This window comes from Frankia umida, from assembly GCF_023242945.1.
Lineage (GTDB): Bacteria > Actinomycetota > Actinomycetes > Frankiales > Frankiaceae > Frankia > Frankia umida.
This window is the reverse complement of record NZ_JALKFT010000027.1, coordinates 43,649-69,022: the sequence shown is the minus strand read 5'-3', so window position 1 is coordinate 69,022 and position 25,374 is coordinate 43,649. Positions and strand designations below refer to the sequence as shown.

At 70.4% G+C, this 25,374-nt stretch carries 24 protein-coding genes and 2 pseudogenes; 8 read left to right on the top strand and 18 right to left on the bottom strand.

The genetic code is table 11. From position 1 onward, the window contains the following. Positions 1–18: 18 nt before the first annotated feature. The gene (locus MXD59_RS20735) at positions 19–648 is read right to left on the bottom strand and encodes a GDSL-type esterase/lipase family protein (protein WP_248826296.1); all 630 of its coding nucleotides are present in this window, start codon (positions 646–648) and stop codon (positions 19–21) included. A gap of 35 nt (positions 649–683) precedes the next feature. Then, entirely contained in the window at positions 684–2,420 is a 1,737-nt protein-coding gene (locus MXD59_RS20730; RefSeq protein WP_248826295.1) for a glycoside hydrolase family 3 protein, read from the bottom strand. Positions 2,421–3,241: 821 nt separating this feature from the next. Here MXD59_RS20730 and MXD59_RS20725 point away from each other — a divergent pair. Then, a complete protein-coding gene (locus MXD59_RS20725) occupies positions 3,242–4,513 on the top strand; it encodes an ABC transporter substrate-binding protein (RefSeq protein WP_248826294.1) in 1,272 nt (423 codons plus the stop codon). Positions 4,514–4,589: 76 nt separating this feature from the next. Here MXD59_RS20725 and MXD59_RS20720 read toward each other — a convergent pair whose 3' ends face one another. From MXD59_RS20720 to MXD59_RS27460, 3 genes and pseudogenes are all read right to left on the bottom strand, one after another. Further along, positions 4,590–5,180, bottom strand: coding sequence for a TetR/AcrR family transcriptional regulator (locus MXD59_RS20720; RefSeq protein WP_248826293.1), 591 nt, complete (start codon positions 5,178–5,180; stop codon positions 4,590–4,592). Between the two features lie 31 nt (positions 5,181–5,211). Further along, positions 5,212–5,643, bottom strand: a pseudogene (locus MXD59_RS27465) (alpha-L-rhamnosidase-related protein); the annotation flags it as partial. After that, positions 5,606–5,722, bottom strand: a pseudogene (locus tag MXD59_RS27460) (hypothetical protein); the annotation flags it as partial. The pseudogenes MXD59_RS27465 and MXD59_RS27460, both read right to left, overlap by 38 nt. A 574-nt stretch (positions 5,723–6,296) precedes the next feature. On the opposite strand from MXD59_RS27460, the gene MXD59_RS20715 reads away from it, so the two are divergent. Further along, positions 6,297–7,514 carry a sialidase family protein gene (locus MXD59_RS20715; RefSeq protein ID WP_248826292.1) on the top strand — a complete coding sequence of 406 codons (1,218 nt, stop codon included), beginning with the start codon at positions 6,297–6,299 and terminating at the stop codon, positions 7,512–7,514. 104 nt (positions 7,515–7,618) lie between these two features. On the opposite strand, the gene MXD59_RS20710 is transcribed toward MXD59_RS20715, so the two are convergent. The 3 genes from MXD59_RS20710 to MXD59_RS20700 form a co-directional block, all read right to left on the bottom strand. Beyond that, positions 7,619–8,137: an AAA family ATPase gene (locus MXD59_RS20710; protein ID WP_248826291.1), complete on the bottom strand. Its 519-nt coding sequence runs from the start codon at positions 8,135–8,137 to the stop codon at positions 7,619–7,621. 71 nt (positions 8,138–8,208) lie between these two features. Further along, on the bottom strand, positions 8,209–9,207 hold the full coding sequence (locus MXD59_RS20705) for a transposase (protein WP_248826290.1): 999 nt from the start codon (positions 9,205–9,207) through the stop codon (positions 8,209–8,211). Between the two features lie 377 nt (positions 9,208–9,584). After that, positions 9,585–10,739, bottom strand: a complete 1,155-nt coding sequence (locus MXD59_RS20700) for a LacI family DNA-binding transcriptional regulator (protein WP_248826289.1) — start codon at positions 10,737–10,739, stop codon at positions 9,585–9,587. Positions 10,740–11,026: 287 nt separating this feature from the next. Between MXD59_RS20700 and MXD59_RS20695 the strand changes: the two genes are divergently transcribed. From MXD59_RS20695 to MXD59_RS20675, 5 genes are all read left to right on the top strand, one after another. After that, on the top strand, positions 11,027–12,013 hold the full coding sequence (locus tag MXD59_RS20695) for a U32 family peptidase (RefSeq protein ID WP_248826288.1): 987 nt from the start codon (positions 11,027–11,029) through the stop codon (positions 12,011–12,013). Then, a complete protein-coding gene (locus tag MXD59_RS20690) occupies positions 12,010–13,191 on the top strand; it encodes a mandelate racemase/muconate lactonizing enzyme family protein (protein WP_248826287.1) in 1,182 nt (393 codons plus the stop codon). The genes MXD59_RS20695 and MXD59_RS20690 overlap by 4 nt, the downstream gene beginning before the upstream one ends. Before the next feature lie 66 nt (positions 13,192–13,257). Continuing rightward, positions 13,258–14,280 (top strand): zinc-dependent alcohol dehydrogenase, encoded by a 1,023-nt coding sequence (locus tag MXD59_RS20685; RefSeq protein WP_248826286.1) that lies wholly within the window; start codon positions 13,258–13,260, stop codon positions 14,278–14,280. A 44-nt stretch (positions 14,281–14,324) separates the two neighbouring features. After that, positions 14,325–15,911 (top strand): aldehyde dehydrogenase (NADP(+)), encoded by a 1,587-nt coding sequence (locus MXD59_RS20680; RefSeq protein ID WP_248826285.1) that lies wholly within the window; start codon positions 14,325–14,327, stop codon positions 15,909–15,911. 26 nt (positions 15,912–15,937) lie between these two features. After that, entirely contained in the window at positions 15,938–16,804 is an 867-nt protein-coding gene (locus tag MXD59_RS20675; RefSeq protein ID WP_248813073.1) for an SMP-30/gluconolactonase/LRE family protein, read from the top strand. A 333-nt stretch (positions 16,805–17,137) separates the two neighbouring features. On the opposite strand, the gene MXD59_RS20670 is transcribed toward MXD59_RS20675, so the two are convergent. From MXD59_RS20670 to MXD59_RS20630, 10 genes are all read right to left on the bottom strand, one after another. After that, on the bottom strand, positions 17,138–17,626 hold the full coding sequence (locus tag MXD59_RS20670; protein WP_248826284.1) for a DUF4362 domain-containing protein: 489 nt from the start codon (positions 17,624–17,626) through the stop codon (positions 17,138–17,140). 167 nt (positions 17,627–17,793) lie between these two features. Next, positions 17,794–18,348: an ABC transporter substrate-binding protein gene (locus tag MXD59_RS20665; RefSeq protein WP_248826283.1), complete on the bottom strand. Its 555-nt coding sequence runs from the start codon at positions 18,346–18,348 to the stop codon at positions 17,794–17,796. Positions 18,349–18,463: 115 nt separating this feature from the next. Further along, complete coding sequence (locus tag MXD59_RS20660) at positions 18,464–19,261, bottom strand: MerR family transcriptional regulator (RefSeq protein ID WP_248826282.1); 798 nt, start codon at positions 19,259–19,261, stop codon at positions 18,464–18,466. Positions 19,262–19,273: 12 nt separating this feature from the next. Then, positions 19,274–20,068, bottom strand: coding sequence for an ABC transporter permease (locus MXD59_RS20655; protein ID WP_248826281.1), 795 nt, complete (start codon positions 20,066–20,068; stop codon positions 19,274–19,276). Then, complete coding sequence (locus MXD59_RS20650; RefSeq protein WP_248826280.1) at positions 20,065–21,021, bottom strand: ABC transporter ATP-binding protein; 957 nt, start codon at positions 21,019–21,021, stop codon at positions 20,065–20,067. Before MXD59_RS20650 ends, MXD59_RS20655 begins: the two co-directional genes overlap by 4 nt. A 57-nt stretch (positions 21,022–21,078) precedes the next feature. Beyond that, positions 21,079–21,207 (bottom strand): hypothetical protein, encoded by a 129-nt coding sequence (locus MXD59_RS26650; RefSeq protein WP_283097225.1) that lies wholly within the window; start codon positions 21,205–21,207, stop codon positions 21,079–21,081. Positions 21,208–21,593: 386 nt separating this feature from the next. Beyond that, a complete protein-coding gene (locus tag MXD59_RS20645; RefSeq protein WP_248826279.1) occupies positions 21,594–22,406 on the bottom strand; it encodes an enoyl-CoA hydratase/isomerase family protein in 813 nt (270 codons plus the stop codon). A 335-nt stretch (positions 22,407–22,741) separates the two neighbouring features. Continuing rightward, positions 22,742–23,182 carry a YbaK/EbsC family protein gene (locus MXD59_RS20640; protein ID WP_248826278.1) on the bottom strand — a complete coding sequence of 147 codons (441 nt, stop codon included), beginning with the start codon at positions 23,180–23,182 and terminating at the stop codon, positions 22,742–22,744. Between the two features lie 69 nt (positions 23,183–23,251). Further along, the gene (locus MXD59_RS20635; RefSeq protein ID WP_248826277.1) at positions 23,252–24,436 is read right to left on the bottom strand and encodes a cation:proton antiporter; all 1,185 of its coding nucleotides are present in this window, start codon (positions 24,434–24,436) and stop codon (positions 23,252–23,254) included. Beyond that, positions 24,433–24,732: a hypothetical protein gene (locus MXD59_RS20630; RefSeq protein ID WP_248826276.1), complete on the bottom strand. Its 300-nt coding sequence runs from the start codon at positions 24,730–24,732 to the stop codon at positions 24,433–24,435. The genes MXD59_RS20635 and MXD59_RS20630 overlap by 4 nt, the downstream gene beginning before the upstream one ends. A gap of 76 nt (positions 24,733–24,808) precedes the next feature. Between MXD59_RS20630 and MXD59_RS20625 the strand changes: the two genes are divergently transcribed. Further along, positions 24,809–25,282 carry a Rossmann-fold NAD(P)-binding domain-containing protein gene (locus MXD59_RS20625; protein ID WP_248826275.1) on the top strand — a complete coding sequence of 158 codons (474 nt, stop codon included), beginning with the start codon at positions 24,809–24,811 and terminating at the stop codon, positions 25,280–25,282. Positions 25,283–25,374: the final 92 nt, after the last annotated feature.

The window sequence follows — 25,374 nt, the reverse complement described above, 5'->3', positions numbered from 1 at the left end:
ACCGACGAGGGGCTCAAGTCATGCCAGGTCCGGAGGCCGGGAGCCCCGTTGCGGGGCCACCAAGAAGGTAACGGGGCGAACCGCGGCCGCGACGGCGGCGTACACGGCCGCATCCCAGCGGCCGACGGACAGCAGGAAGCCATCGCTGGCGTCCTGCTCGGTCTGGGCTGTCGTCACGTCCACGAACACCGCCCCTCGGGCCGCCACCAGGTCGGCGGCGCGCCGGTTGAACCGGTCGACGGCCGCGCGCACCAGGTGGCGGGGCGGGACGCCGACGACAACGACGGGTGCGGTCCCGACCCGGGCCTGGAGGGCCTCGACGGCGCGGGCCAGACGCTCGGCCGCCCGCCGGGGTTCGCCCGATCCGCCCAGCCCCAACAGGTCGCTCGTGCCGATCAGGACGACGACAGCGCAGGGCGCACCCAGATGCGGAAGAAGCGAACGGAGCTCATCGATCAGCAAGGCGTCGATCCCGAAGTTGCGCACGGGAACACCCGCGAACCACTCCTCCCAGTTGCCGCTGGCCGCGAGGCCGTCCCCCAGAACGACCACACTGCCCGGTGCGGCGCCGAGCGCGGCCACCTGCGTGGATCGTATCCGCGCGAAGGGCTTCATCACCATCTTGAGGCCGCGACCACGCAGGCTCATCGTTCTGTTCTCCCTCTCTCCTGCGGCCGCCTCGGTCAGGTGTACCGCAGGCCGAACCCGAAGCCGAAGGTCGGGTTCACCGCGTCGAAGGGCACGTCGCTGTGACCTGCCTCGACCGCGGCCATGGAGGAGGGAAGATCGAAGGGCAACCGCCCCTGCGGCTCGGCCTCCCCGAACAGGATCCGGACGAACGCCTCCGGCGAGGCGCCGAAGTTGGCGATGAGGGACGCGGTGGCGTCCGTGAGGTCCGCGAGGATCGCGGGGCGTTCGAGGTAGATGTCGATCACGGTAGGTACGGTTCGGCAGATCTCCCGGATCCGAGCCACCTCCTCGGCGGAGAACGCCAGGGAGCCGGCGTGGAAGAACGTCTCGTAGGTGCCGGGCTCTCCCCGCTGCTCCCAGGGTGTGACCAGGCGCAGCACGGCGACGTCGGCCTCGGCGACAGTCGCGACGACCTGGGCCCGCTCGCCGATCGCCTCGGGCGCGAGACCCTCGAGGTAGAGCCGGGGCGAACCGCGCAGCGGCAGGCGGGCGGGGCCGCTCTCGGCGTTCTTGAGCAGGGTGTGCGCGCGTGCCTGAGCGGCCAGACCCGCGGCCCGTGCCTCGGGGCCACCCACGATCGCGTCGGCCTGGTCGGCATCCACGAACCGGTGCTCGAACAGACCGAGCCGGAACTTCTCGCGCAGCAGGCGGCGTACCGAGGTGTCGATCCGCTGCTCGCTGACGGTGCCGTCGGCGAGCAGGCCCAGCAGGACGTCGACGTCATCCTCGCCACCGAACTGGTCGATTCCCGCGTCCAGGGCCCTGGCCATGCGTTCGGCGTGGCTCAGGTGCTCCACTCCCCAGCAGGTGTGGGAGATGATGCCCCAGTCGCTGCACACGATGCCGTCGAAGCCCAGTTGTTCGCGCAGCAGCCCCGTCACGATGCCCTGGTTGAAACTGAAGCCGACCTCCTCGTACGGCGTGCCGACCGGCATCCCGTAGTACGGCATGATCTGCGAGACTCCGGCGGCGATGACCGCCCGGAAGGGCTCGAGATGCAGATCGAACTGGCCGCCGGGGTAGACCTGCTCCCGGCCGTAGGGGAAGTGCGGGTCCTCGCCGTCCTTCTGGGGACCGCCGCCGGGAAAGTGCTTGGCCATGGCCGAGACGGACCGCGCTCCGACCTGCTCGCCCTGCAGACCCCGGACGTAGGCGACCCCCAGCCGGGCGGCCAGGGTGGCATCCGCTCCGAAGGTGCCGAAGGTGCGCGACCACCGGGGCTCGGTGGCCAGATCGATCTGGGGATGCAGCGCGGTGCGGATACCGACGGCCAGATACTCCCGGCGGGTCACGTCGGCGAACCGCTCGACCAGCTCCGCCGACCCGACGGCCGCGAAACCGAGCGGCTCGGGCCACTGGGAGAAGGGGCCGGACAGCAGCGCCATCGCCGGGTTGTTGGTGAAGGAGTGCCGGGGGTCGCTGGAGACGGTGATCGGGATGCCGAGGCCGTTCTGGAGGGCCTGCTGCTGGATGGCGTTGTGCCACTGCGCGATCTCCCGCGCGGAGGGCACGAACAGGATGTTGACGTGGTTGATGCGGCGGTCGAGCAATGCGCGCGTCGGCGGCTTGCCGAACGGGCCCGGCTCGTCGAATCCGCCGATCTGCGCCATCGGTTGGAACAGCAGCCCGGCCTTGTCCCTGAGGTCCATCCGCGCGAGCAGGTCCTCGACGCGCTGGTCGATGGACAGGGCGGCGTCCTGGTAGGGGAACCGCACGGCGGCGCGAGTCATGATCTTCCCCTTCTGGTGGGTGTGGCCATACCCCTGCTCGTCGCGGCGGAGCCCGAGACGAGCAGGACCCCGACGAGGCCAGCGGCCAGGAGCCATGGCGGTGCGCCGACCGGATGATGTCCGTGGAGCGGGCCGCCTGCTCGCACTCTATATTTCCCGTTCGGGAATAATTGCACGAGTGTCCTGGTGCGGTCAAGTGCGGCCCGAGGCGCTCGGGTCGATCCTGGCGGCACATCCAGGCTGGAGGGGCACCCGGGCACCCGGGCACCCGGGCGGGCGCGGGCCTGCCCTGTTCTGGCCGCGCGCCACCGTCCGCGGGCCGTGGGATCCCGCGAACATCCATGGCCGTCCAGGGGTCAGTAATCCGCTCGGGAAAGTCTGCCATCCGAGTGCCGCTCGCAGCATTCTTGCCATGGATGGTGCAGTGCCTGCAAAAAGAAGTCGGGGCGCGAGGCGGAGTGCCGGTAGCGTGGCCGGATCCGGTCACGGCGTCCGCGCCCCGGACGCGGGGGAGAGTTAATATTGACGTCATTCTCGAGTATCGCTAAGGTCGCCACCATGTCAGCTGGGAACGCTGGGAAGTCGCAGCGACAGCGTTTGCTGGGGATGCTTCAACCGTGCTGTAGCTTCCTGATTCTGGCCCCGCCGGGCGACACCGGCCTGTTCCGTGGCCGCAGGATTATGTCGACTTATCGCGCCCGTGGACGTCCCTGTTTTCCTCCGTCGCACCAGCTGATTTTGGCGAAAACGACCAGCACAGAAACGAGACAGGTGCCATGAGAGACCAGAGCTGTCCGTCGGACCAGGCACGTCGAAGGCGAGTGGTCAAGCGTTCGTCGGGCCGCCAGTTAGGCGCCCTGGCGGGTGTGGCCGCCGCCGTGCTGGCCCTCGTTGCCGCGTGCGGCAGCAGCGGGGACGACAAGCCCGCCGGCCCGCAGGCCTCCGTGAGTTCCTCGGGCGACCTGTTGGGCCCGATCGCCCGGGCGTCCGGTGCGCCGGTGCAGATCGGGCTGATCTCGGACGGCAAGAGCCAGGTCGCCGACAACTCGATCGAGCTCACGGCCGCCAAGGCAACCGTCGCCTATCTCAACGAGCGCAAGTCAGGGATCGGCGGCCGGCCCATCAAGCTGGTGACCTGTGAGGCGCAGGCGGACCCGGCCAAGGCGGCCGACTGCGCGAACCAGATGATCGAGGACAAGGTCGTCGCCGTCATCATCGGGGGGTCCCCGGTGCTCGCGAGCATCTGGGAGCCGTTGCACGCCGCTCACGTCCCCACGCTGGTCTACAGCGGGGTCAACGATGCGATGCGGTCCGACAGGGAGTCGACCTTCACGATCTCGGACGGTAACTTCGGCGGGATCATTCTGCCGCTCCAGCAGGCGAAGAGCGCTGGCCTGAAGAAGGTCACCTACATCGTGATCGACGTTCCGGCCGCGCTGGACGGTCTGAAGACGACCGCGCCCGCGTTGCTCAGGAAGGCCGGTCTCGATATCAATGTCGTCGCCGTTCCGCCGGGAACCGCGGACATGACTCCGCAGATCCAGAACCTCACCAGCAAGGACCCCGGGCTCGTCTTCATCCTGGGCAACGACTCCTTCTGCATCAGCGCTCTGAACGGGCTGCGGGCGGTCGGGTACACCGGCCAGGTCGCCGCCATCTCGTCGTGCGTCACGGACGCGACCCGCAAGGCCGTGCCCGGTTCGCAGCTCAAGGGCATCACGATCTCCGCGACGGTGCCGATCGGGCAGGACAACCCCGCGACGCGCCTGTACAACGCGGTGGCGAAGACGTACGGCAGCGGGATCGACACGACCCGGGCCATCGGCATGACCGCGTTCACCGAGGTCGCCGCGTTCCAGTCGGCCCTTCAGGGGATCACCGGCGACATCACGTCGCAGTCCGTGATCAAGGCGTTCAAGGGCATGCCGGAGCGCGAGATTCCCGGCTCGCTGGGACTTGGGTTCCGCTGCAACGGCAAGGCCGATCCCACAGCGCCGTCGACCTGCGTCCGTGGCGGCATCGTGTCCACCCTGGATGCCACGGGCAACCCGGGGGCCTACAAGGTCGTGGGTGCGACCCCGATCGAGGACTGATCCGGACACACCGGTGCGCAGGGGGCCGGCGGGGACGTGGCCGGACGGCCATGCCCCCGCCGGCCCCCGTCGTGTCTCAGCCCGGACGGGCCGCGCCGATGACGGCACGCAGGTAGCGAACAAACTGATCGTGCATGACCCGCGTGCCCCCGGATGTCAGAACGGACGCGATGTACTCGGTGATGGCGGAGCTCACCGCCGCGTACACGATGGCGATCAGAGGATCGTCGGCGGCCAGGCCAAGCTGTGCCACGAGTGCGGGCGTGCTCAGACCGGTCGCCTCCATGATGTGTGCTGTCGATACCGCGCGTAGCGGGGGATTGGTATCGAACATCGCGGCCATCGACACAGCCAGATCCACATCGAGCGACTCGACCACGTCGACGAGCCACAGGTCGATGACGTCGGTGAAGGGCAGCCTGGGGTTTGCCCTGAACGTCGCGGTCAGCCGCGCGGACATGTCGTTGGATGCCGACATCGCGATATCAATCTTGTTCGGGAAGTACATCGACACGGTGCGTGGGGCGACTTCGGCCGCCTCGGCAACGTCCGCGATGGTCGTGCCGTCGTACCCGTGTTCGGCGAACAGGCGTATCGCGGCACGTTGGATGGAGTGGCGCCGCCTGGCCTTCGAGCGCTCACGCAGGGATGACGCCGCCGTGTCCATCCGGAGAGTATTGCCACGGGCAAGTTGACCGTCAACAGCAGACTTGCCCGCCTCGGCAGGTACCGGGGCGGGAGCGGTGTCCCGGCCTCGTGCCGCCCGGGCGGCGCGACACCGGCACCATTCGGCCGAGCGTCGTGGTGCAGGCGGCTCGCAGCGCAGTGTCCCCAGCGAAGCCGGCGGACGCCGAGATCAACCTCTGCGGGGGAGCCTCACCGCGGCGCGGGTTGTCACCCGGTACGAAACCGGGGATTCGGCCGTCCTCGTGCTGCTCGGCGGCGAGGTCACGCAGGTACCGACGGAAGAACGACCGCACGTCCATGATGTGGGTGGCGGTGGGAGCGAAGACCTGCGCGTCGCCGGTCGACCCGTGGCTCGGAGCACGCGAAGGCCCCGACCGGTGCCAGCTCGCTGGAGAGCACGATCGCCTCGACATCGTCGCTGACCAGCGGGCGGTCGAGACCGTCCACCTCGAGGTGGCGGAAGCCCCGGTAGGCGAACCGCGGCTGACACCACGTCTCGTCGAGTTCGCCGTCAGCTCCGATGTCACCCGACGAGATCGAACGTACTGCCGCTCTGGCTCACCTTCGTGCCTGTCCATCCGCGGTCCGGGCGCTTGCCGCGAAAGATTGTGAACCTCATGTACCAACCGGCAAAATGCCGAGGTGGTCGGGTCGTCTGCATTATTGTCCGGGCAGGGACGTTCGCCTGTGTTAGATGCCGATGTGATCTCGCCTGAAGGTGGAAGCGCGGGTAGAAAAATCGGACGGTGAGCTCTATTGTCAAGGCTCCTCCTGGTCGATCAGGAAATCTCGGTTCAGGCTGTCGGGCTGATCGAGGGCGGAGCTGGCGTACGAATACGGGAGTGTACGGACACGGGAGGTGGTCATGCACAGAGGGGTGCGAGTTTCCGCGCTGGTGCTGCTCTTGATGGCCCTGGCACTCGGGTGTGCGCCAGGGGTGGTACAGAACGCCGAGGTGGCGGGTCATCCTGAGGCCAGACTGAATGTAAAACCGGTCGATTTGATTTCCGGGCCACCGGCCGGCCTGCAGTGTGTAAGAGCCCAGAATCATGTTCCGGGTCGAACGAACGTACTGCCCTCGTTGTCTCAGGGCTGCTTGTATCCGACCGGCTTCAAGGACGTGTCGCCCTCGATCCAGATCTCGCGTACCGGGGCGCTTTTCATAGCCCGCGCGACGGGCGGTGTCCTGCGGTCGATCGACAACGGCCGCCACTGGACGTCGGTACCCGTCCCGGACCTGGCCAACGGTGACAGCCACTCCGTGGGAGTGCACGGCTTCGTGCACATCGATGCGCGGACCGATCGGATCTACTATCTGACCAGCATGGCCGCCGCCTCCTGCGGTGGGACATCCGGGTCGGTGGTGTCCTGGAGCGACAACCTCGGGGCGACCTGGACCGGGAGGACCATCGCCTGCGACACCTACGACTGGGGAAAGATCGTCACGGGGCCGGCCCCGCGGGGGAACCTCTACCCGAGCGCGATCTACTTTCTCGGCGTGGGAATCCACCTGGTGGGTGGGCAGCGCTTCGTCTACCGCTCACTGGACGGCGGTGCGACGTTCCAGCGGATGGACAGGATCGCGTCGGCCACCACCGAGGGTGGCATCGGCGTGACGGCCTCGGACGGGACCATCTACTTCGACTATCCCGAGTTCACCCTCTTCGACCCCACCCGTTTCCAGAACACGACCTACCCGTGGATACCCGAGAACAACTGCCGCCAGATGATCGCCGTGTCCCAGGACTACGGGGTGACCTGGCGACAGCAGCCGGTGCCGGGGAGCCTGGCCTGCGGTGAGCTCTCCGGAGCGCAGCGGGTGGCCGTCGACAGGGCCGGGACTGTCTACTCGGTCTGGGTCGATGACACCGACACCCAGGTGCACATGTCCCTGTCCCGCGACCACGCACGCACATGGACCGCGCCGATCAACGTCATGGCGCCGGGAACGACGTTCTCACTGGCGACCGCGAACATCGTCGCCGGCGAGGCCGGCCATATCGCGATCGCCGGGCTGCAGATGACCGTGCCGACGCGGCCGACCAGCCCCCCCAACTTCCCCGGGCTCTACTACGGCCCCGCTCATGCGATCGTCACCCAGTCCTGGAACGCCACCGCGGCCAGTCCCCGCTTCACCACGGTCGACCTCGACAGCACCGGTGACCTCACCATCGGGGATGGGAAGCTGGGTAACGAGGTGAACGCGTCCCTCGCCGTGTCGCCCACCGGGGTGGGTTGGGCGGTGTTCTCCCGCGGTACCAACGGCCCCATGGATCCGGGCGACATCAACGCGGTTCGTTTCTTTCCGCGCTGATCCAGAACCACTGTGACAAAAACTCGCCGGTCCAGGGAGAAAAAGATGCCCAGAAGGTCGAGGAATTGTCAGAACCTGTGGGTCGTGTGGCGGACTGATGGAGATCAACTGAGCTGGTAGTGGCTGTTGGTGATGCCGTGCAACGCGGCCCCGGCCGTGGCCGCGGGATCCATGCGGCTGGAGTCCAACACGTGGGGTTCGAGGGTGTCGAGGCTGCTGAACTGGTGGTGAAGCGAGCGGATCGGTTCGGGGTCGGTCAACGCGTCGGTGCTGGTTCGGCTGGTGGCTCGGCGGAGCGTCGTTGCTTCGTCGGGGCGCAGCACGAGGTAGTGCAGCTCGATTCCGCTGGTCGTGCTGATGGCACGGAACGCGTCGAGGAACCAGGGGCCGATGATGCCGTCGCAGATCACGTCGTAGCCGCCGGCGGCGTAGCCGAACGCGGTGTGGGCCACGACGTTGATGACGATCGTGTTCTGGTGGTGCGCTTCGGGTAGGTAGGGCTCGATGGCGCCTTGGCGGATGAAGTGCCAGAAGTCGTCGGCGTGCAGGTGCACGCTGGGAGAGAGCCGGTCGGCCACCCGTCGGGCGATCGTGGTCTTGCCTGCGCCAGGTGGCCCGGTCATCACGATCACTCTGCCGGTTGGCGCTCCCGAGGCGTGGGCCGGCGCCCCCGGGTGAGTGGGGCGGGGACTGCTCATGCGGCGCGTGCCTGTGGGCGTTCGACGAGCTGGCCTGCTTCGAGGACGGCGCCGGCGCGGACGAGGGCGACGAGGTGGGGTGCGTTGACCGTCCGCCAGCGGGCCTGGGTCGCCTCGATGAGCTTGGACGCCATGGCCAGCCCGGCGGCCCGGGAACCGGGCCCTTGGGTGACGCGGGTGCGGTGACGGACGGTCGCGAACGTGGACTCGATCGGGTTCGTGGTCCGTAGGTGCACCCAGTGCTCGGCGGGGTAGTCGTAGAACGCCAGCAGCATGTCCAAATCATCGACGATCTTCGCGATGGCTTTGGGGAACTTCGTCTCGTAGGCGGCGGCGAACGTCTTCGCCGCGGCGGTGGCGTGGGTCTTGTCCTCGGCGTTGTAGATCTCCGCGAGGTGTTTCTTCGCCCCGGGGTGCGCCGACTTCGGCAACGCCCCCAGCACGTTCGCGGTCCTGTGTACCCAGCAGCGCTGTTCCGCCGTGGCGGGGAACACCTCACGCAGCGCGGCCCAGAACCCCAGCGCGCCGTCCCCGACTGCCAACACCGGGGCGGACAGGCCGGCACCCGAGCCGAGGAACTGCTCCAACGCGGGCACGAAGTCACCCGAGGACAGGCCGTGCAGGTAGAGCAGCGGCAACACCTCGGCGATCTTCGGGGAGCGGCGGCACCACGGCGGGAGGATCGCCGAGGAGAACCTCTTCCGTTCGCCGGTGTCCGCGTCGACCCTGCGGTCGTTGACCCGTGGTGCGGTGGCCTCGACCGCACCGGCGGCGGTCATCACCTGCCGGGGCTGGGCATGGCCGTTACGGACCACCAGCCGGCGGCCGCGATCGTCACGCTCGCCGGCGAGTTCGGCGATGTAGGCGTCGACCTCGGCTTCCAACGCGGCCGCGAGCATCCGCCGGGCACCTTCCCGGACGATCTCATCAATCAGCGACGGCCTGGCCGTCGAGCCGTTCTCGGGCGTGCTGTCCTCGGGTACTACCGTGAGCACGGGTGTACCTTCCCGACCGACGCGTCAACGTCGGCCTGACTGGGACCTCAACCTCGATCACCGGGAAGGTACGCCCCTCCCGGCCGATCCACAGGTCTCAACCATTGCTCAGGCGTCGACGACCTACGCCTGTTATCGGACATCGCCGTCGCCTTCCGCATGTGACCTGTCGGACCTGTCGGACCTGCGCACGGTCACAGAGAGACACAGATGGAACGGCCGGGTTCACCTGGTGAACGGAAGCTGTGTCACAACGGGTCTCCTTCCCGCGACCGCCGAGTCGGCGCAGAACGCACGATCCTGCGTGGGGAACGTTGGTGCGGCGGTCAGCGACTCGCAGGGCCGCCGATGTCGTGGACCGCGGCGGGTCCGCTCGGTTATCCGGGTGGTGCGGTACTCGCCCGTGGGATCAGGACGGGCGGGAGCACCACCTGGCGTGGCGCGCTCGGCTGGTCGGTGTGGTCGGTGTGGTCGGTGTGGTCGAACTGGTCGAGGAGCAGGGAGATGCCCTGTTGGCCGAGCGCCGCGAAATCCTGCCGGACGGTGGTCAGCGGCGGAATGAGGTAGCCGGATTCCGGGGCGTCGTCGAAGCCGACGACGCTCACCTCGTCGGGTACGATGCGGCCGGCCTCGTGCAGGGCGCGCAGGACGCCGAGTGCGAGGGCGTCGTTGGCGCAGAAGACGGCGGTCACCGATGGGTCCCGGGCGAGCGTTCGGCCCTGCTCGTAGCCGGTCCTGGCGTCCCAGGCCCGTTGGGCGGTGTCCCGGGGGCGCACGGGTGGGACCGTGGCGCCGGCGTCCTCCAGGGTGGCGCGCCAGCCCTCCTCGCGTTGGCGGGCTTCCGGCCAGTCGGCTGGCCCGGCGAGGTGGTGCACGGTCGAGTGACCGAGGTCGAGCAGGTGCTGGGTCGCCAGGCGCGCGCCGGCCACGTTGTCCACCCGGACACCGGGCACCGTCTCCTCGCCGCCAGACCCGCCGACCGCGACGCGGGGAAACGCGGTGGGCAGCTGCGCGAGGGCCGCGGTGACAGCGGGCTTGTGCGCGATCGCGATGACCGCCTCGACCGACTGCATGCGCAGCCGCTCCAGGGCGTCGAGGATCGAGCGGCGGTCGAGGTCCCGGATCGTCGTCACGCTGACGAAGTAGCCGGCGCGGCGGGCCGCGTCCTCGATCGCGTAGAGCACGGACGCGGGCCCGAACAGGGTGGTCTCGAATCCGACGATGCCAAGCGTGCCGGTCCGGCGGGTGACGAGTGCGCGGGCGGCCAGGTTACGGCGGTAGCCGAGCGCCGCCACCGCCTCGAGCACGCGCTGGCGGGTCTCCTCGCGCACATGCGGATGGTCGTTGAGTACCCGCGAGACCGTCTGATGGGAGACGCCCGCGAGCCTCGCGACATCACGCATGACCGACCCGGCGCGCGGACCGCCCGTTCCCGCCGCGGCGGCCCGGGTCCCACCGGTGGCCAGGGTCTGACCGGTGGCCAGGGTCGGGCTGGTCGAACGGGTACCGGCATCGGCTGGTTCTAGGGCCACATCGCACTCTCCTGAGAGCCGTGGACAGCCGTCAGGCTATCGGTCCGGTCCGGTTCGGACTGGTTCGGACTGGTTCGGTCCGTGGCCGCGGCGGGTACCCGTCCGATGCCATGGACGCCGGCATCGAGCGATGTTACCGTTCACATCGTTCGGCTGGTGATCACGGCCGAGGTTCACCTGTGAGTCTCGGCCGGCCTGTTCGATACGCACGCGGCCGCGGGATCGCCGTCATGTTCTCGGTAACACGATGCGCGACGTGACCGGATGGCCGAGGAGAGGGCGTCAGAGTGCAACGAACGCGCGATTTCCTACGGGCCGCGGGCCTTCCCGGTGCCGATCCGCACGATGCGCCGAGCAGCGCCGGGCGTTTCCCCGACGGGGCCGCCTTCCGGGTCGAGATTCCGAGTGTCGAGGGTCCGGCGGCGCTGGAGGCGGTGTTGGACGAGGCCGGCCGGCGCGGGGTGACCGTGCACCGCGTCTCACAGGGCAGCGGTGGCCTGCTGCTGACCACCGGTGAGCTGCACGACCTCGCGCGGGTGGCCGCCGACGCTCAGATCGAGGTGAGCCTGTTCGCCCGGCCGCTGGCCGGCTGGGACACCGGCGCGGCCGCGCTCGCCACCGGTGCCGCGGGCCTGGGCGCCCAGGCACGCGGCACCGAACAGCTCGTGCACGTGCTGGAGGACATCCGCCGCACCTGTGAGGCGGGGATCCGCGGCGTCCTGGTCACCGATCTCGGGGTGCTGTCCCTGGCGGCCGACATGCGAGCCGCCGGCGAGCTGCCCGCCGGGCTGCGGTTCAAGACCAGCGTCCAGATGGGCCTGGCGAACCCGGCGTCGATCCGGATCGCCGCCCGCCTGGGCGCCGACTCCTACAACGTGCCGACGGACCTGTCACTGGCCCAGCTCGCGGCGGTCCGGGCCGCCGTGGACATCCCGATCGACCTCTACGTCGAAGCGCCCGACGACCTGGGCGGCTTCGTGCGGCACTTCGAGATCGCGGAGATCGTCCGCGTCGCCGCCCCCGTGTACCTGAAGTTCGGGCTGCGCAACGCGCCGAACATCTATCCGGCGGGCACCCATCTGAACGCGACGGCGGTGGCACTGGGCCGGGAACGGGTCCGCCGCGCCGAGATCGGCCTGGAGCTGCTGGCCCGCTACGGGCCGACGGCCACCGGCTCGACCCTGCCCGCGGCCGACCTGGCGGTTCCGGTACCGACGGCACAACCACCAACCGGGACCGAGCCGAAGGACGCACCGCGGCTGGTGACCCGGTGAGGATCTCCAGGCTCGAGACGTTCGTGCTGGGCACACCGTGGCGGGACCTGACCTATGTGCGGCTGCACACCGACGACGGGCTCGTCGGGGTCGGGGAGACCCGGATGCTCGGCCACACCCGCGCCCTGCTCGGCTACCTCGACGAGGCGGCCGGCAACCACGTGCTCGGTTCCGACCCGTTCGACATCGAGTCGCTGGTCGGACGGATGAAACGCGGCGACTACGGCCGGGCCGGTGAGATCGTCATGTCCGGGATCGCCTGTGTGGAGATGGCCTGCTGGGACATCATCGGCAAGGCGCTGGGCCAGCCGGTGTGGCGCCTGCTCGGCGGTAAGGTCCGCGACCAGGTCAAGGCGTACGCCAACGGCTGGTACACGGTGGAGCGCACGCCGCAGGAGTTCCACGCCGCCGCCCGCCGGGTGGTCGAACGCGGCTACCGCGCGTTGAAGTTCGACCCGTTCGGCCCAGGCTGGGCCGAACTCGAACCCGCCGAGCGCCGCCGCTCGATCAGCCTGGTCGAGGCCGTCCGGGACGCGGTCGGCCCGGACGTGGAGATCCTCGTGGAGATGCACGGCCGGTTCTCCCCGCACGAGGCGATCCGGATCGCCACCGCGCTGGTGCCCTTCGAGCCGTCCTGGGTCGAGGAGCCCGTGCCACCGGAGAACCTGCGCGCGCTGGCGAAGGCCGCCGCCGGCATCCCGCTGCCGGTCGCGACCGGAGAACGCATCCACGACCGCATCGAGTACCGCGAGCTGTTCGACCTCGGCGCCGCCGACATCATCCAGCCCGACATCGGCCACCTCGGGGGCATCGCCGAGACCCGCAAGCTCGCCGCCACCGCGGAGACCCACTACATGCTCATCGCCCCACACAACGTCGGCGGGTCGGTCCTGACCGCCGCCAACCTCCACCTGGCCGCGACCACCCCCAACTTCAAGATCCAGGAACATTTCAACGACTTCGCCGACGAGGAGGTCAAACAGGCCGCGCCCGGCCTGCCCGAGGTCATCGACGGATACTTCGCGCTGCCCACGGCCCCGGGCCTGGGCGTGGAACTCGACGTCGACTTCATCCGCGACCGCCCCTCCCAGGGCGCCCACTTCGACCTGTACGCCGACGGCTGGGAACTGCGCGGTACCCGACCGGTGACGCCGGCCGACCGGCGGCCGTCGACATGAGACCGACCCGCGCGGTTCGGTCCGAGGCCACGGCCGGTGGTATCACCGGAGCACCAGGTGGCAGCCGTGGGTGATCGGGCGGTGTGGATCGACGCGCCCGGCCAGCTCCGTGTTCGTCCGGCGCGACCCGCGGCGCCGGCGGCCGGGGAGGTCCTGGTCAGGGTGGCGTGGGCGGGCCTGTGCGGTTCGGACCGGGAGATCATGCGCGGCACCCGACCCGCCGGCTACGTCCGCTATCCGGTGCTGCCCGGCCACGAATGGTCCGGCACCGTCGAAACGGTGGGTCCGGGGGTGGCGCCGTCGCTGGTCGGGCAGCCGGTCGTGGCGGAGGGAGTGTGGTCGTGTCGGATCTGCGCCGCCTGCCGACGCGGCGACACCAACCTGTGCGCCGGCCCGTACGACGAGACCGGCTTCACCCGCCCCGGAGCCTGGTCCGACCACCTGATCGTGCCGGCCACGCTGCTGCACCCCCTGCCCGCCGGCATCGATCTGCGTGCCGCCGCCGTGCTGGAACCAGCGGCCTGCGCCGCCGCCGCGTGCCTGCTCGCCGGCGCCGTGCCGGGTATGCGGATCGCCGTGGTCGGCGCGGGGACCCTGGGCCTGCTCGCCACACAGCTGCTCGCCGCGGGAGGACCGGCCGAACTCGTCGCCGTCGACCCGCGCACCCACCGGGCCGACCTCGCGGTCGACTGCGGCGCGACCACGCTGATCAGCCCCGACGAGGCGGCCACCGGCACCCGTTGGCGGCGGCGCTTCGACGTCGTGGTGGAGGCGGCCGGCGCGCCCGGCAGCGCCCACCTGGCGACCGCGTTGGCACGCCGCGGCGCCCACGTGGTTCTGACCGGTCTGGCCTCGACCGAGGACCATCCGTTGGTACCGGTCGATCTCGTCGTCGGAGGAATCACCCTGCACACGGTGTTCGGCGCGCCCTCACGGGCCTGGACACACGCGGTCCGCGCGTTCACCGCCGGCCTGCTGCGCCCCGAGCCGTTGATCACCCACGAGGTCGCCCTCGACGACGCCGCGCGGGCGTTGGCGCTGCTGGACACGCCGTCATCCGACATCACCAAGATCCTGCTCCGCGTGTGAGACCGGACCGCGGGCACGGACAGACCCCAGAGCGGGAGCACCCATTGACCCCGACCCTCACCCCGCCGGCCGGTACCGATCCGCTCGCGGCGGCCCAGGCCGCGGCCCGGCCGTTCGCCGCGCTGGCACCGAGCCGGCGCGCGGACATCCTGCGCGCGGTGGCCACCACACTGGACGCGGACGCCGACCGCCTGACCGCCCTGGCGGGGGAGGAGACCCACCTGCCGCCGGCGCGGCTGCGCGGCGAACTGGTGCGCACGACCTTCCAGCTGCGGTTGTTCGCGGACCTGCTCGACGACGGCGGCTACCTGGAGGTGGCCGTGGACACCGCGGATTCGGACTGGCCAACCGGACCGCGCCCACAGCTGCGTCGGATGATGGTCCCGGTCGGCCCGGTCCTCGTCTTCGCCGCGTCGAACTTCCCCTTCGCCTTCAGCGTCGCCGGGGGTGACACCGCCGCGGCCCTCGCCGCCGGCTGCCCGGTTCTGCTCAAAGCACATCCCGGCCATCCGCGGCTGTCGCGGCACACCGCGCGGCTGGTGGTCGCGGCGCTCACCGACGCGGGAGCCCCGAGCGGTGTCTTCGCCCTGCTCGAAGGCGACGACACCGGACGGGCCGCCCTCGTCGACCACCGGGTCCGCGCGGCGGCGTTCACCGGATCCACCCGGGTCGGCCGGCTGCTGTTCGACCTGGCCGCGGGCCGCCCCGACCCGATCCCGTTCTACGGCGAGCTGGGCAGTATCAACCCGGTGTTCGTGACCCCGGCCGCCGCCCGCGCCCGCGGCCCGCGGATCTGGTCCGGCTTCGTGGAGTCCTTCACCCTGGGCGCCGGCCAGTTCTGCACCAAGCCCGGCCTGCTGCTCGCCCCGGCGGGTGCCGCCGAGCAGGCACTGGTCGAAGCCCTCGAGGGCCATCCGGGCGCCGCGATGCTCAACGACCGCCTCCAGGACGGGTACGACCGGGACCTGGCCGCGTTGACCGCCCATCCGGCCGCCACCATCCTCGTCAACACGCGAACGCCCGAAACACCGGACGTGCCAGCATCGGACGTGCCAGCATCGGACGTGCCAGCGCCGGTCGGACCGGCACTGGTGACGGCGACGGTGTCCGCGCTGGTCGCCGACCCGGACGCGCTGGCCGCCGAGGTCTTCGGACCGGCCTCCGTCCTGGTCACCTACACCGACCCAGCCGAGCTGCTCGACGCCGCCCGGGTGCTCGAGGGCCAGCTGACGGCGACCATCCACGGCGAGGCCGACGATCCCCAGGACGCCGCGCTGGTCCGCGGGCTGCTGCAGGAACTGTCCGAGCGGGCCGGGCGGGTGCTCTGGAACGGCTGGCCCACCGGCGTCTCGGTGACCCACGCGATGACGCACGGTGGCCCCTACCCGGCGACCACCTCGCTGTTCACCTCGGTCGGGACGAGTTCCATCGGCCGGTTCCTGCGCCCCGTCACCTACCAGAACCTGGCGGACGACCTGCTGCCCGAGGCGCTGCGCGACGCCAACCCGTGGCGACTGCCGCGACGCCTCGACGGCCGACTCTTCCAACCCGACACCACCGACACGCCCGACACGCCAGACGTGCCCGACGTGCCCGACACCGCGAGCGTGGCACCGGTGTCCCCGCAGTGACCACGGTTGACCAGGTAACCGGGCCCGTGACGACCCACGGCGAGGGGCCGCTGTGGGTGCCGGCCTGGGGCGGCCTGCACCTCGTCGACCTCCTCGCGGGCGACGTCCTCGCCCTCGACACGAGGACCGGTGCCGTCGAGCGCCACCATCTCGGCACGATCGCGGCGACCATCCGGCCGAGAACGAGCGGCGGCGCGGTCGTCGCACTGGAACGCGGCTTCGCCCTGCTCGACGCACCCCCCGCCGGGTCGCCCTTCCGGTCGGACGCGGCGGGTTCGACGTCCCGGCGGGTGCTGCCGAGCCTGTGGCCGGCGGCGCGCGGCCTGCGGATGAACGACGGCGGTTGCGACCCGCACGGCCGTTTCTACTGCGGCTCGATGGCCTACGACGAGACACCCGGCGCCGGCTCCCTGCACCGGCTGGATCCCGACGCCACGACCACCGTCGTCCTGAGTGGGGTCACCATCTCCAACGGTCTGGCCTGGAGCCCCGACGGCACGCGGGCCTACTACGTCGACACACCCACCCGCCGGATCGACGTGTTCGACTACGACCCCGCCGACGGCCTCACCGGACGGCGCCCCTGGGCGGCGGTCGCGGACGGCCCGGGCCAGCCCGACGGCCTCACCGTCGACGCGGACGGCGGTGTCTGGACAGCGCTGTGGGGCGGCGGCGCGGTCTGCCGGTTCGCCGAGAACGGCAGCCTCGACCAGGTCATCGAGCTACCCGTGCCACGGACCACCGCCTGCGCCTTCGGCGGCCCCGACCTGGGCACGCTCTACGTGACGACGTCCCGGCTCGACACCGACACCGACCGACACCCCGCCGCCGGCGCGATCTTCGCGATCGACGCCGGCACCCGCGGCCTGCCCGTCCTTCCCTTCGCCGGCTGACGACGACCACCGTGCCCGGCGCTACGGACCACAGGCGATGTTTGTGGTTTGGATGTCGAACTCTCCTATGTACACGATTCCTGGCGTTCCACGAATCTCCTTCTCCGGGAAGCCGTCCCGCGCGACAGCAGGGTCGGCGTCTTTCCGTTGTCGCAGAGCGTCCGCGCTGCTGGTGGGAATCAATCAGGCCGCCGACGCGCACCGGAACATCGAAAGCGGGCATGGCCGCGGGAAAGTCGTTCTCGTCGTGGCCTGAGCGCCGCCGTGGTGTCGACCTGGCATCGACCTGGCCCCGACAACGAACGTCTCCAGGCAGGTGGTCCGGCCGCCGTCTCAGAACGGGGTGGGGGTGCCGCAGCCGTGCAGGTGGGCATTGATGTCGTCGGGGATGCCGTGTTGCATGCGCGGGACGGGGTCGAGCGAGGCGCAGACGTAGCGTGTGCGCGGGGGAACACCGGTGCCGCGGAAACCGTCCTGACTGGTGTCCATCACAACGGTGATGGTGCCTCGCTGGTCACTTGCGAGGAAGTAGACGATCGGATCGCCCTCGGTGGTGGGCACCGTGCTCTTCAGGGATGCCACCCGCCTGGCGGCGACCGCGTCGAGGAAACACCGCCTGGCATCTGCGGGCTCCGGCCGATCCAGGCTGATCCGTTCGCTCCCGCAGTTCTGGCCTGCGACCGGCCGCGAGTTTCCGCCACCCGGGCGAGCAGGAGACGGTCCGGGGTCAGGTGAGTCCGTGCAGGCGGTCAGCGTGAGTGCGGCGAACGCGGCGAACGCGGCGGCCACCAGGAGATATCGGCTGTACGCGGCAGACCTCATGGCGGATGGTACGCACGTACCGACGTCGACGTTCCGCTTCGACCGCGCGGAACGTGCGCGGGCACCCGGGTGAGATCCGTCCTGGAACGGCGGGTGGCCGGCTCCCCGCTTCTTGCGGAGCCGGCCACCGACACCGTTCGGATGTGGCTGCTCTTCGGCAACCTGCGCTATGCGGGATTCTGGGCGTTGATGATTCGTGTCGCCTCGGCATCGGTCAGGTCGTAGTGCAGGAAGTCGTGATAGAACGTCTTCGTTTTCTGGACGATGTTCTGATCGGTGAACAGGTCGGGGTTCAGGGTCCTGGCTGCCCACTGGATCTGCAGTGCTCCCTCGACGCCGTACCGGTCCCAGAGGAAGACGCCGGACGGGTTGATGTAGGCCCGGTGGTTGCGCAGTGCCGGCTCGTTGGCCCAGAACGGATCGGTGGCCAGCTTGTCCAGTGTCTGCTGCCCGGTGTCGTTGCCGGCGATCGTGCTGCTGGCGAAAACGATCACGTCGGGGCTCCAGCTGGCGATCTGCTCCTTGGTCACCTGCTTGCCGTTGCCACTGATCTGGGCGGCGTTGCGGCCTCCGGCCAGGGTGATCCAGTCATCGATGATGGTGTTGGTGCCGTCGACGGTCAGCGGGTTCAGTTGCCCCGCCCGGAGCGGGTGACTCCGAGCCCGGCAGCACCAGCGCCGCCACCCCCGCCGCCCAGGGGTGGTGCTGGGTCGCCTGCACAAGCCAGCGGCGTCGCAAGGCGTGGATGGCGAGGATGATCGAAGATCCACGAGATGCGCCGTAGCGATCCGTCGATGAGCCAGTCGTCCCGGCGGGGCGACCTTGTCAGCCTCGGCCTCAGTCGAAGGCAGCTGCCCGCTGGGGCGTGGGGATGCGCTCGAGTTTGGTCCATCCGCGCCAGCCGCGTTCCTCCAGTAGCTCGAGGAGTCGAGGGGCGATCCGCACCGAGGCCAGGAAAACGGCATCGAGGAGCTGCGCGAGCTCGTCGGGCATGGCCTCCTGGTAGCCCTCCGCTCCCGCTCCCTCTCCCTCGCCGTCAGCCTCGAAGAGGGCGACGAGCTGGTCACTCATGGCCGCGACGCGTGGGTTGTCCGGCTCCCAGTCCGCGGCGTGGACCAGATCGCGGTAGAGCTGGAGGGTCGCCGGATCGTCGAGTTGCTGCTGCTTGGCCTTCATGTAGAAGGGCATGTGCTCCGGGAGCTGGGCGGCGATCAGGATCCAGGCGTCCCGCTCGCCTTCGACCATCCGGTCCGGCAGTCCGAGCGCGCGCATCCGGTCCAGGTAGGCCACCGCCTCCGGTGGTAGTGCCAGGCTGTCCCCGGCTGCCAGCCGCGCGATCCGCTCGCGGTGTCGTTGGAGCTGTCTGATCTCCGCGCGCAGGCGCCGGTCGATGTCGGTGACGGCCGCGCCGAACTCCTGCTCGCCCGCGGCCAACAGTTCGCGCACGCGCGCGAGTGGCACACCGGCTTCGGCGAGGGTGCGGATGCGGACGAGCTCGACGACGGCGTGGGCGTCGTAGCGCCGGTAACCGGAGTGGTCGCGCTCCGGTTCCGGCAGCAGGCCCCTGGCATGGTAGTGCCGCACCGCGCGCACGGTGACGCCGGCGTACGACGCCAGCTGGCTGATCGTGAGCACCGTGCCAGTCTCCTACTTCGCGGGCACGCGCAGGAACAGCCGGCGCGACCAGAGGTAGCCGGCCAGCGCGATCAGGGCGGACCAGCCGAGCGCGAACCACAGGTCGGAGTCCGTGTGCGCCCCCGTCACGAGCGCCCGGAGAGTGTTGATCATCGGGGTGAACGGCTGATGCTCCGCGAACTGGCGCAGCCCGGCCGGCATCGCGTCGGTCGGCACGAAGCTGCTGCTGACGAACGGCAGGATCATCAGGAACAGCGGGGTGTTGCTGGCCGTCTCGACGCTGTCCGCTGCCAGACCCATGCCGACGGTCAGCCAGGTGAGCGCGAACGCGATGAGCATCAGCAGCCCGACCGCGCCGAGCCAGCCGAGCGGACCCGCGTCGCCGCGGAACCCGAGTCCGAACGCGAACGCCGCCACGATCACCACGGCACATCCGGTCCTGATGACGGCGCCCAGCACGTGGCCGGTGAGCACCGACAGCCGGGCGATGTTCATCGTGCGGAACCGGGCGATGATCCCGGTGGTCATGTCGGTCGCGGTCGAGATCGCGGTGCCGAGCGCGACACTGGTGACGGTCAGGAACAGGATGCCCGGCGTGATGAACACCAGGTAGTCCCCGCGGTCTCCGCCGCCGTCCTGGCCCGGCAGGCCGGCGCCGAGAGTCCCGCCGAACACGTACACGAACAGCAGCAGGAACAGGATCGGCTGCGCGATCAGCATGATCGAAAGCGATGGATAGCGGCGGATGTGCAGCAGGTTGCGCTTCAGCATCGTCGCCGAGTCACGGACGGTGTGGGCGGTGCTCATGCGGGGACCTCCTCGGCTGCGGGCGCCTCGGCCGTGCGGCCGGTGAGCGCGAGGAACACGTCGTCGAGGTCGGCGGCCCCGACCGTCAGGCCGGCCACGGCGGCGTCGTCGAGGCCGTGGAGCACACGGCGCAGCCCGGCGATGCTGCCGTCGCCGGGTATCTGCAGGGTGAGCGTCTCGGCATCGGTGGATGCCTGCGGATGCGCCGCCGCCGCGGCGGACAGCCCCGCCGCATCGGTGAACTGCACCGACACGTGCCCGCCGGGCACCCGACGCTTCAGTTCGGCGGCCGTGCCCTCGGCGACCAGGCGGCCCCGGTCGAGGACCCCGATCCGGTCGGCCAGCTGATCGGCCTCCTCGAGGTACTGCGTCGTCAGCAGCACCGTCACGCCGTCGGCGACCTGTTCGCGCACGATCGCCCACAGGCCGCGACGGCTGCGCGGGTCAAGACCGGCCGTCGGCTCGTCCAGGAAGATCAGCCGGGGCCGGGTGATGAGCGTCATCGCCAGGTCGAGGCGCCGTTTCATGCCGCCCGAGTAGGTCTGCGCCCGCCGGTCGGCCGCGTCGACCAGGTCGAAGCGTGCCAGCATCACGGTGACGGCGGTTGTCGCGGTCGCCCGGTCCAGGTGTGCCAGGTCGGCCATCAGCCGCAGGTTCTCGCGGCCGGTGAGCAGCTCGTCGATCGCCGAGAACTGCCCGGTGACACCGATCGCGGCGCGCGCCCCGGCAGGCTCGCGTCGTACGTCGAAGCCGGCGACGCGGATCTCGCCGTCATCCGGGGCCAGCAGCGTGGAGAGGATGTTGACGACGGTCGTCTTGCCGGCGCCGTTGGGCCCCAGGAGCGCGTAGACGGTGCCCGGAGCGACGGTCAGGTCGACGCCGTCCAGCACGGTGTGGTCACCGTAGGACTTGGTGAGTCCGAAGACCTCGATAGCAGGCCTGGTAGCGGTCATGCCGCCATGCTGGAGGCCTGACGCAGGGTCAGGGTCAAGCCCCGGTTGGTCCCCCGCTCAGTCGAGGGCGGCGGCGCGGGCCAGCAGGTCGGCCCGCACGGTCGGCAGCAGGTGGTAGCCGCGCAGCGCCGGGTCATCAGCCAGCGCGTCGACGAGCGGCAGCGCGATGGCCGGCCCGTCGGCCATCGACGCCCCTCCAGCAGCTCGACCAGGCCGGCCTCCAGACCGAGGCCGGCCAGCAGCAACCCGATCCGATGCCGTGGCAGCCGTAACCGGATGAGCAGGCCGGCCCCGCCGAGCGCGATCGCGTTGAGGGGCCAGAACGCGGTGTCGACGGCGGGCTCCAGCCCGGCCGACAGCGGCGGCGAAACCCGCGGCCTCTGTGGATCAGCTGAACTCGGGCACCTGCTCGTCGAATCCGAGCGGGGTTGTTCTGGCGTTGACCCGCAGATTCAGAACGGCTGCCCGGTCAGCGGCCAGGTCACGCGGCTTTCGAGAACGTCGGCTCATGCGCTGGCAACGATGTGGCGGCGGGCCGAACGGGTCGGCTCGCCGCCTGCCCGTATGACATGTCAGCGCCGGTCGTCGCGGGAGGCGAACTCGCCGGGAATCCAGGCCGGCGCACGCTTGTCCATGAAGGCGCGCATGCCCTCCCGAGGTTCGGGGGAGTGCTGCAGGCCCCAGAACATCGTCGGGTAGTCGATCGGCCGGTAGTGCTCGCCGAGCATGCGCTTGACGTGCATCCGGGTGTCCGGAGCGGTCTGCACGATCTCCCGGACGGCCTGGACCGCCGCGTCCCGCAGCTGCTCGTGCGGCACGACCCGGCTGATCACGCCGAGGCGCTGCGCCTCGGTGGCGTCGAACCGGCGGGCCGACAGCATCAGGTCACGTGCCACCGCGACGCCGACATGGGCGGGCAGAACGGCGGCGTAGGTCGCGTCGATGATGCCCCGCAGCAGCTCCGGAACCCGAAACGTCGCCCGGTCGCTGGCCACCGCGATGTCGGCCAGCATCGCGATCAGCAGCCCCCCGCCCTGGCAGATGCCGTTCACCGCGGCCACCACCGGGGCCTGACTGTCCCGGACGGTGACGAACGGCAGGATGTCCGGACCGTCGAGACCGGGCGGCAGCGAATCCCCCGGCTCGGACCGGCCACCCAGATCGCCACCCGGGGCGAACACGTCACCCGTGCCGGTGATGACGAGCGCGGCCAGGTCCGGATCCCGGTTGACCAGCCACACCGCCCGTTTGATCCCGAAGTACATGGCCGGCGTCAGCGCGTTACGCGCCGCCGGTCGGTCGATGACACACCAGCCGATGGCGCCGTCCCGCTCGAACCGCAGCCCGGCCGCCCCCAGATCGTCCGTCCCCAGACCGTCCGCCATCCGCCCACCCCTCACCGTGCCATACCGCCCTCTTCGTCATAGCACTGTGGCGGTGTCAGGCGGTGCAGGTGCGTTCTTCGGACGGCGGTGGCCAGGGTAGAACCGGTCGGTCTGGTTTCCGGGCCATCGGCCGGCCTGTGGTGCGTAAGAGCCCAGGATCATGGTCCGGGTCGAACGAACGTACTGCCCTCGTTGTTTCAGGGCTGCTGGTATCCGACCGGCTTCAAGGACGTGTCGCCCTTGATCCAGATCTCGCGTACTGGGGTGCTTGTCGTACAACGTCGGCGGTACAGGTCGGCTGCTCGGCGCGGCGGCAGGCGCGCTTTGCCGACTCGTCATGCGGGAACGACGGTCTGCCGTCGGGCCCGCCAGGCGGCTGGCAGTCCCACCGGGGTGATGCCGCCGTACTCCATCCCGGTGCTGGACACGGCGGTGTCCATCGGGGCGAACGACACCTTGCGGGCAGCCAGCCGGCGCCGGACCAGCCCGTTCACATCCGCCCGGGTCGTCGCGAGAACGACGCACGCCGCGAGCGTGGTCTCGGCTCCGCGCCGAGCGGCGACGATGACGCAGTTCGCCGAGTCGGCCGGCTCCACCCCGTAGCGCGCGCAGAAGGCCGCGGTGTCGGCCAGCTCGGGGTCGATCTCCGCCACCTCAACCTGCTCGGCGGGCGGCGCGGACGCCGCCTGCGGCCAGGCGGCCAGCGCCGCCGCGGTCGCTGCCGCGAGCAGGTCTGGTCGGCGCAGGGCCGGTACCGGCCGCAGAACGTCGGTCACGGCAGTGATCCTACGGCGCTTCTCGTCGCCCTCCTCCTGCTCGTGGCTGCTGGCGGCCGTCACCCGCGGTCAGGTTGGCCTGGGATCCGGCTTGTCGGTTGGGGTGGGTCCGGCCGGGTCGACCGGCGTGACGGGACCGCGGCCGGCGAGTGCTGCTGCCACAGAGGTGACGGCGATCGTGACGAGGGCGCCGAGGACAAGGGCGGCTGGTTCGCCGGTGGCCAGCAGGTGCGACTGCGCACCGAGGGTCGCGGCCGCGACCGGCACGCCGAGTTGCGCGGCGGCCAGCGCACCGAGTGCTGCCGGCTGGCCGATCAGACGGTTGACGAGGTGACACACGACAGCCCCGAGACCGAGCGCCAGGCCGAGCCCGATCAGGGCGGGGCGCTGGGCGAGCGCCCGCAGGTCCAGGGACGCTCCGAGCCAGAGGAAGAACAGCGGGCCGAAGAAGCCTTCCGTGATGGCGAAGAGCTGGCGGGCCAGGCGGCGCGGTTCACCGGCGGCGGCTACGGCCAGACCGAAGGCGAACCCGGCCAGCATGATCGACACCTGGGAGGTCTGGGCGATGGCGGCCAGACCGAACAACAGGGCGAGATTGATCCGCAGTTCCAGGGCGAACTTGCGTCGTTCCGACAGGTGGTGGAGCTTTCTACGCCACCCACGGCGTTCGGTCTCGCGCAGGACGGCGAACAGCGCACCGGCGCAGACCAGCACCACGACGGCCCCGATGGCCGCGCGGCCCGCCCTGGTCGGATCGATCGCCAGGGGCAGGGCGACGATGCACACGGCGTCGGCGATGGCCACCTGGGGCAGCAACTGCAGGACCGCGGTGCCCTTGAGCCGTAGCGCGTCGAGGATGGGCAGGACGAGGGCGGCGGAGGACGAGGACAGCAGCACGGCGTACAGGGCCGGGTGGCCGGTGCCGAAGACCGTGGAGATGGCCAGAGCGACGGGAACGGACGCCGCCCCCACGGCGGCGGCACGGCGCAGCCCGACCGGCAGCGCCCGCCGAAGGCCACGGTCACCCACCGGGACATGCGAGCCGGCGACGAACATCACCAGCGCGAACCCGACGTTGGCCAGGAACGCGAAGGTGGACGCGGTCGGGTCCAGGCATCCCACGCCCATCGGGCCGAGGAAGATCCCGGCCAGGAGCTCACCGACCACGACGGGCAGTCGCCAGCGGTGCGGGAGCGCCAGCAGCGGACCGGTGATCCCGGCCAGGCAGACCAGTGCCAGAAGGGCGAAACTCACTCCTGCTCCGCCGCTGGGGCCCCTGGCTGGGTCAGCTGGCTCGGGCGGGTGCTGGGGGCCGCCAGCCGGCAGGGGATCTCGGTGTTCTCGTCGGTGTGGTAACTCGCGCAGACCCGGTGGTAGCCGTCGGCGACCTGTAGTGCCCGTCCCGACATCAGGTCGCCGCGAACCAGTAGCACCGGAGACAATGCCTTGCGGGCGACGATCTCCTCGGGCCCGGCCAGAAGCCCCAGATAGGCCGCCGCCGCGGGGTAGTCATGCTCTTCGGGGTCGCTCTTCCACCGGACGTCGGACATCCGTTCATGTTCCTCTTATCACCCACCTGGCACGTCGACGCCAGGCCGTCCCGGCCGCGGGGTCAGAAGGACAGTCATGGCACCGAAAGTCGCCCTGGTCACCCACGCCACCCAGGGCCTGGCCCTGGCCCTGATCGAGAGTCTCTCCCAACAGCTGACTGCTGCGGACATCATCTATCTCACCGGCCGCGACACCGACCGTGTCACGCAGGCCGCCGGTGCGCTGCTGGACCTGGTCTTCAACAGCGGACTAGGTGTCGATGACCGTGGCTGCGATCTTCCACTGCCGTCCCCGACGCCATGGGCCGGTGCGCTTCAGCCCGACCTCGGCGAGCAGCAGGTCGGCGGCCCGTTCGAGCGAGCCAAGGTCGGCCTCGCGGTCTGGCCGGCCGAGCCGGGCGACGCCGGTGTTACCGATGCTCTCGCCCTCATCATTCTGGTGCCGGATGATGCGCACCTCGCCGGTGTCATAGTCGGCCTGGGCGCGCAGGTCCCTGTCCGTCAACGGGTCTCCTTCGGTTACCGGCGTCGCTGCGCAGCTCAGTTGTGACCCTCGCCGAGCGCGGACGCCCGGCGCCGCGGCTGCGGCCCGTACGGGATGTCTACCGCACCAACCCGTTGTGACCCTCGCCGAGCGCGGGT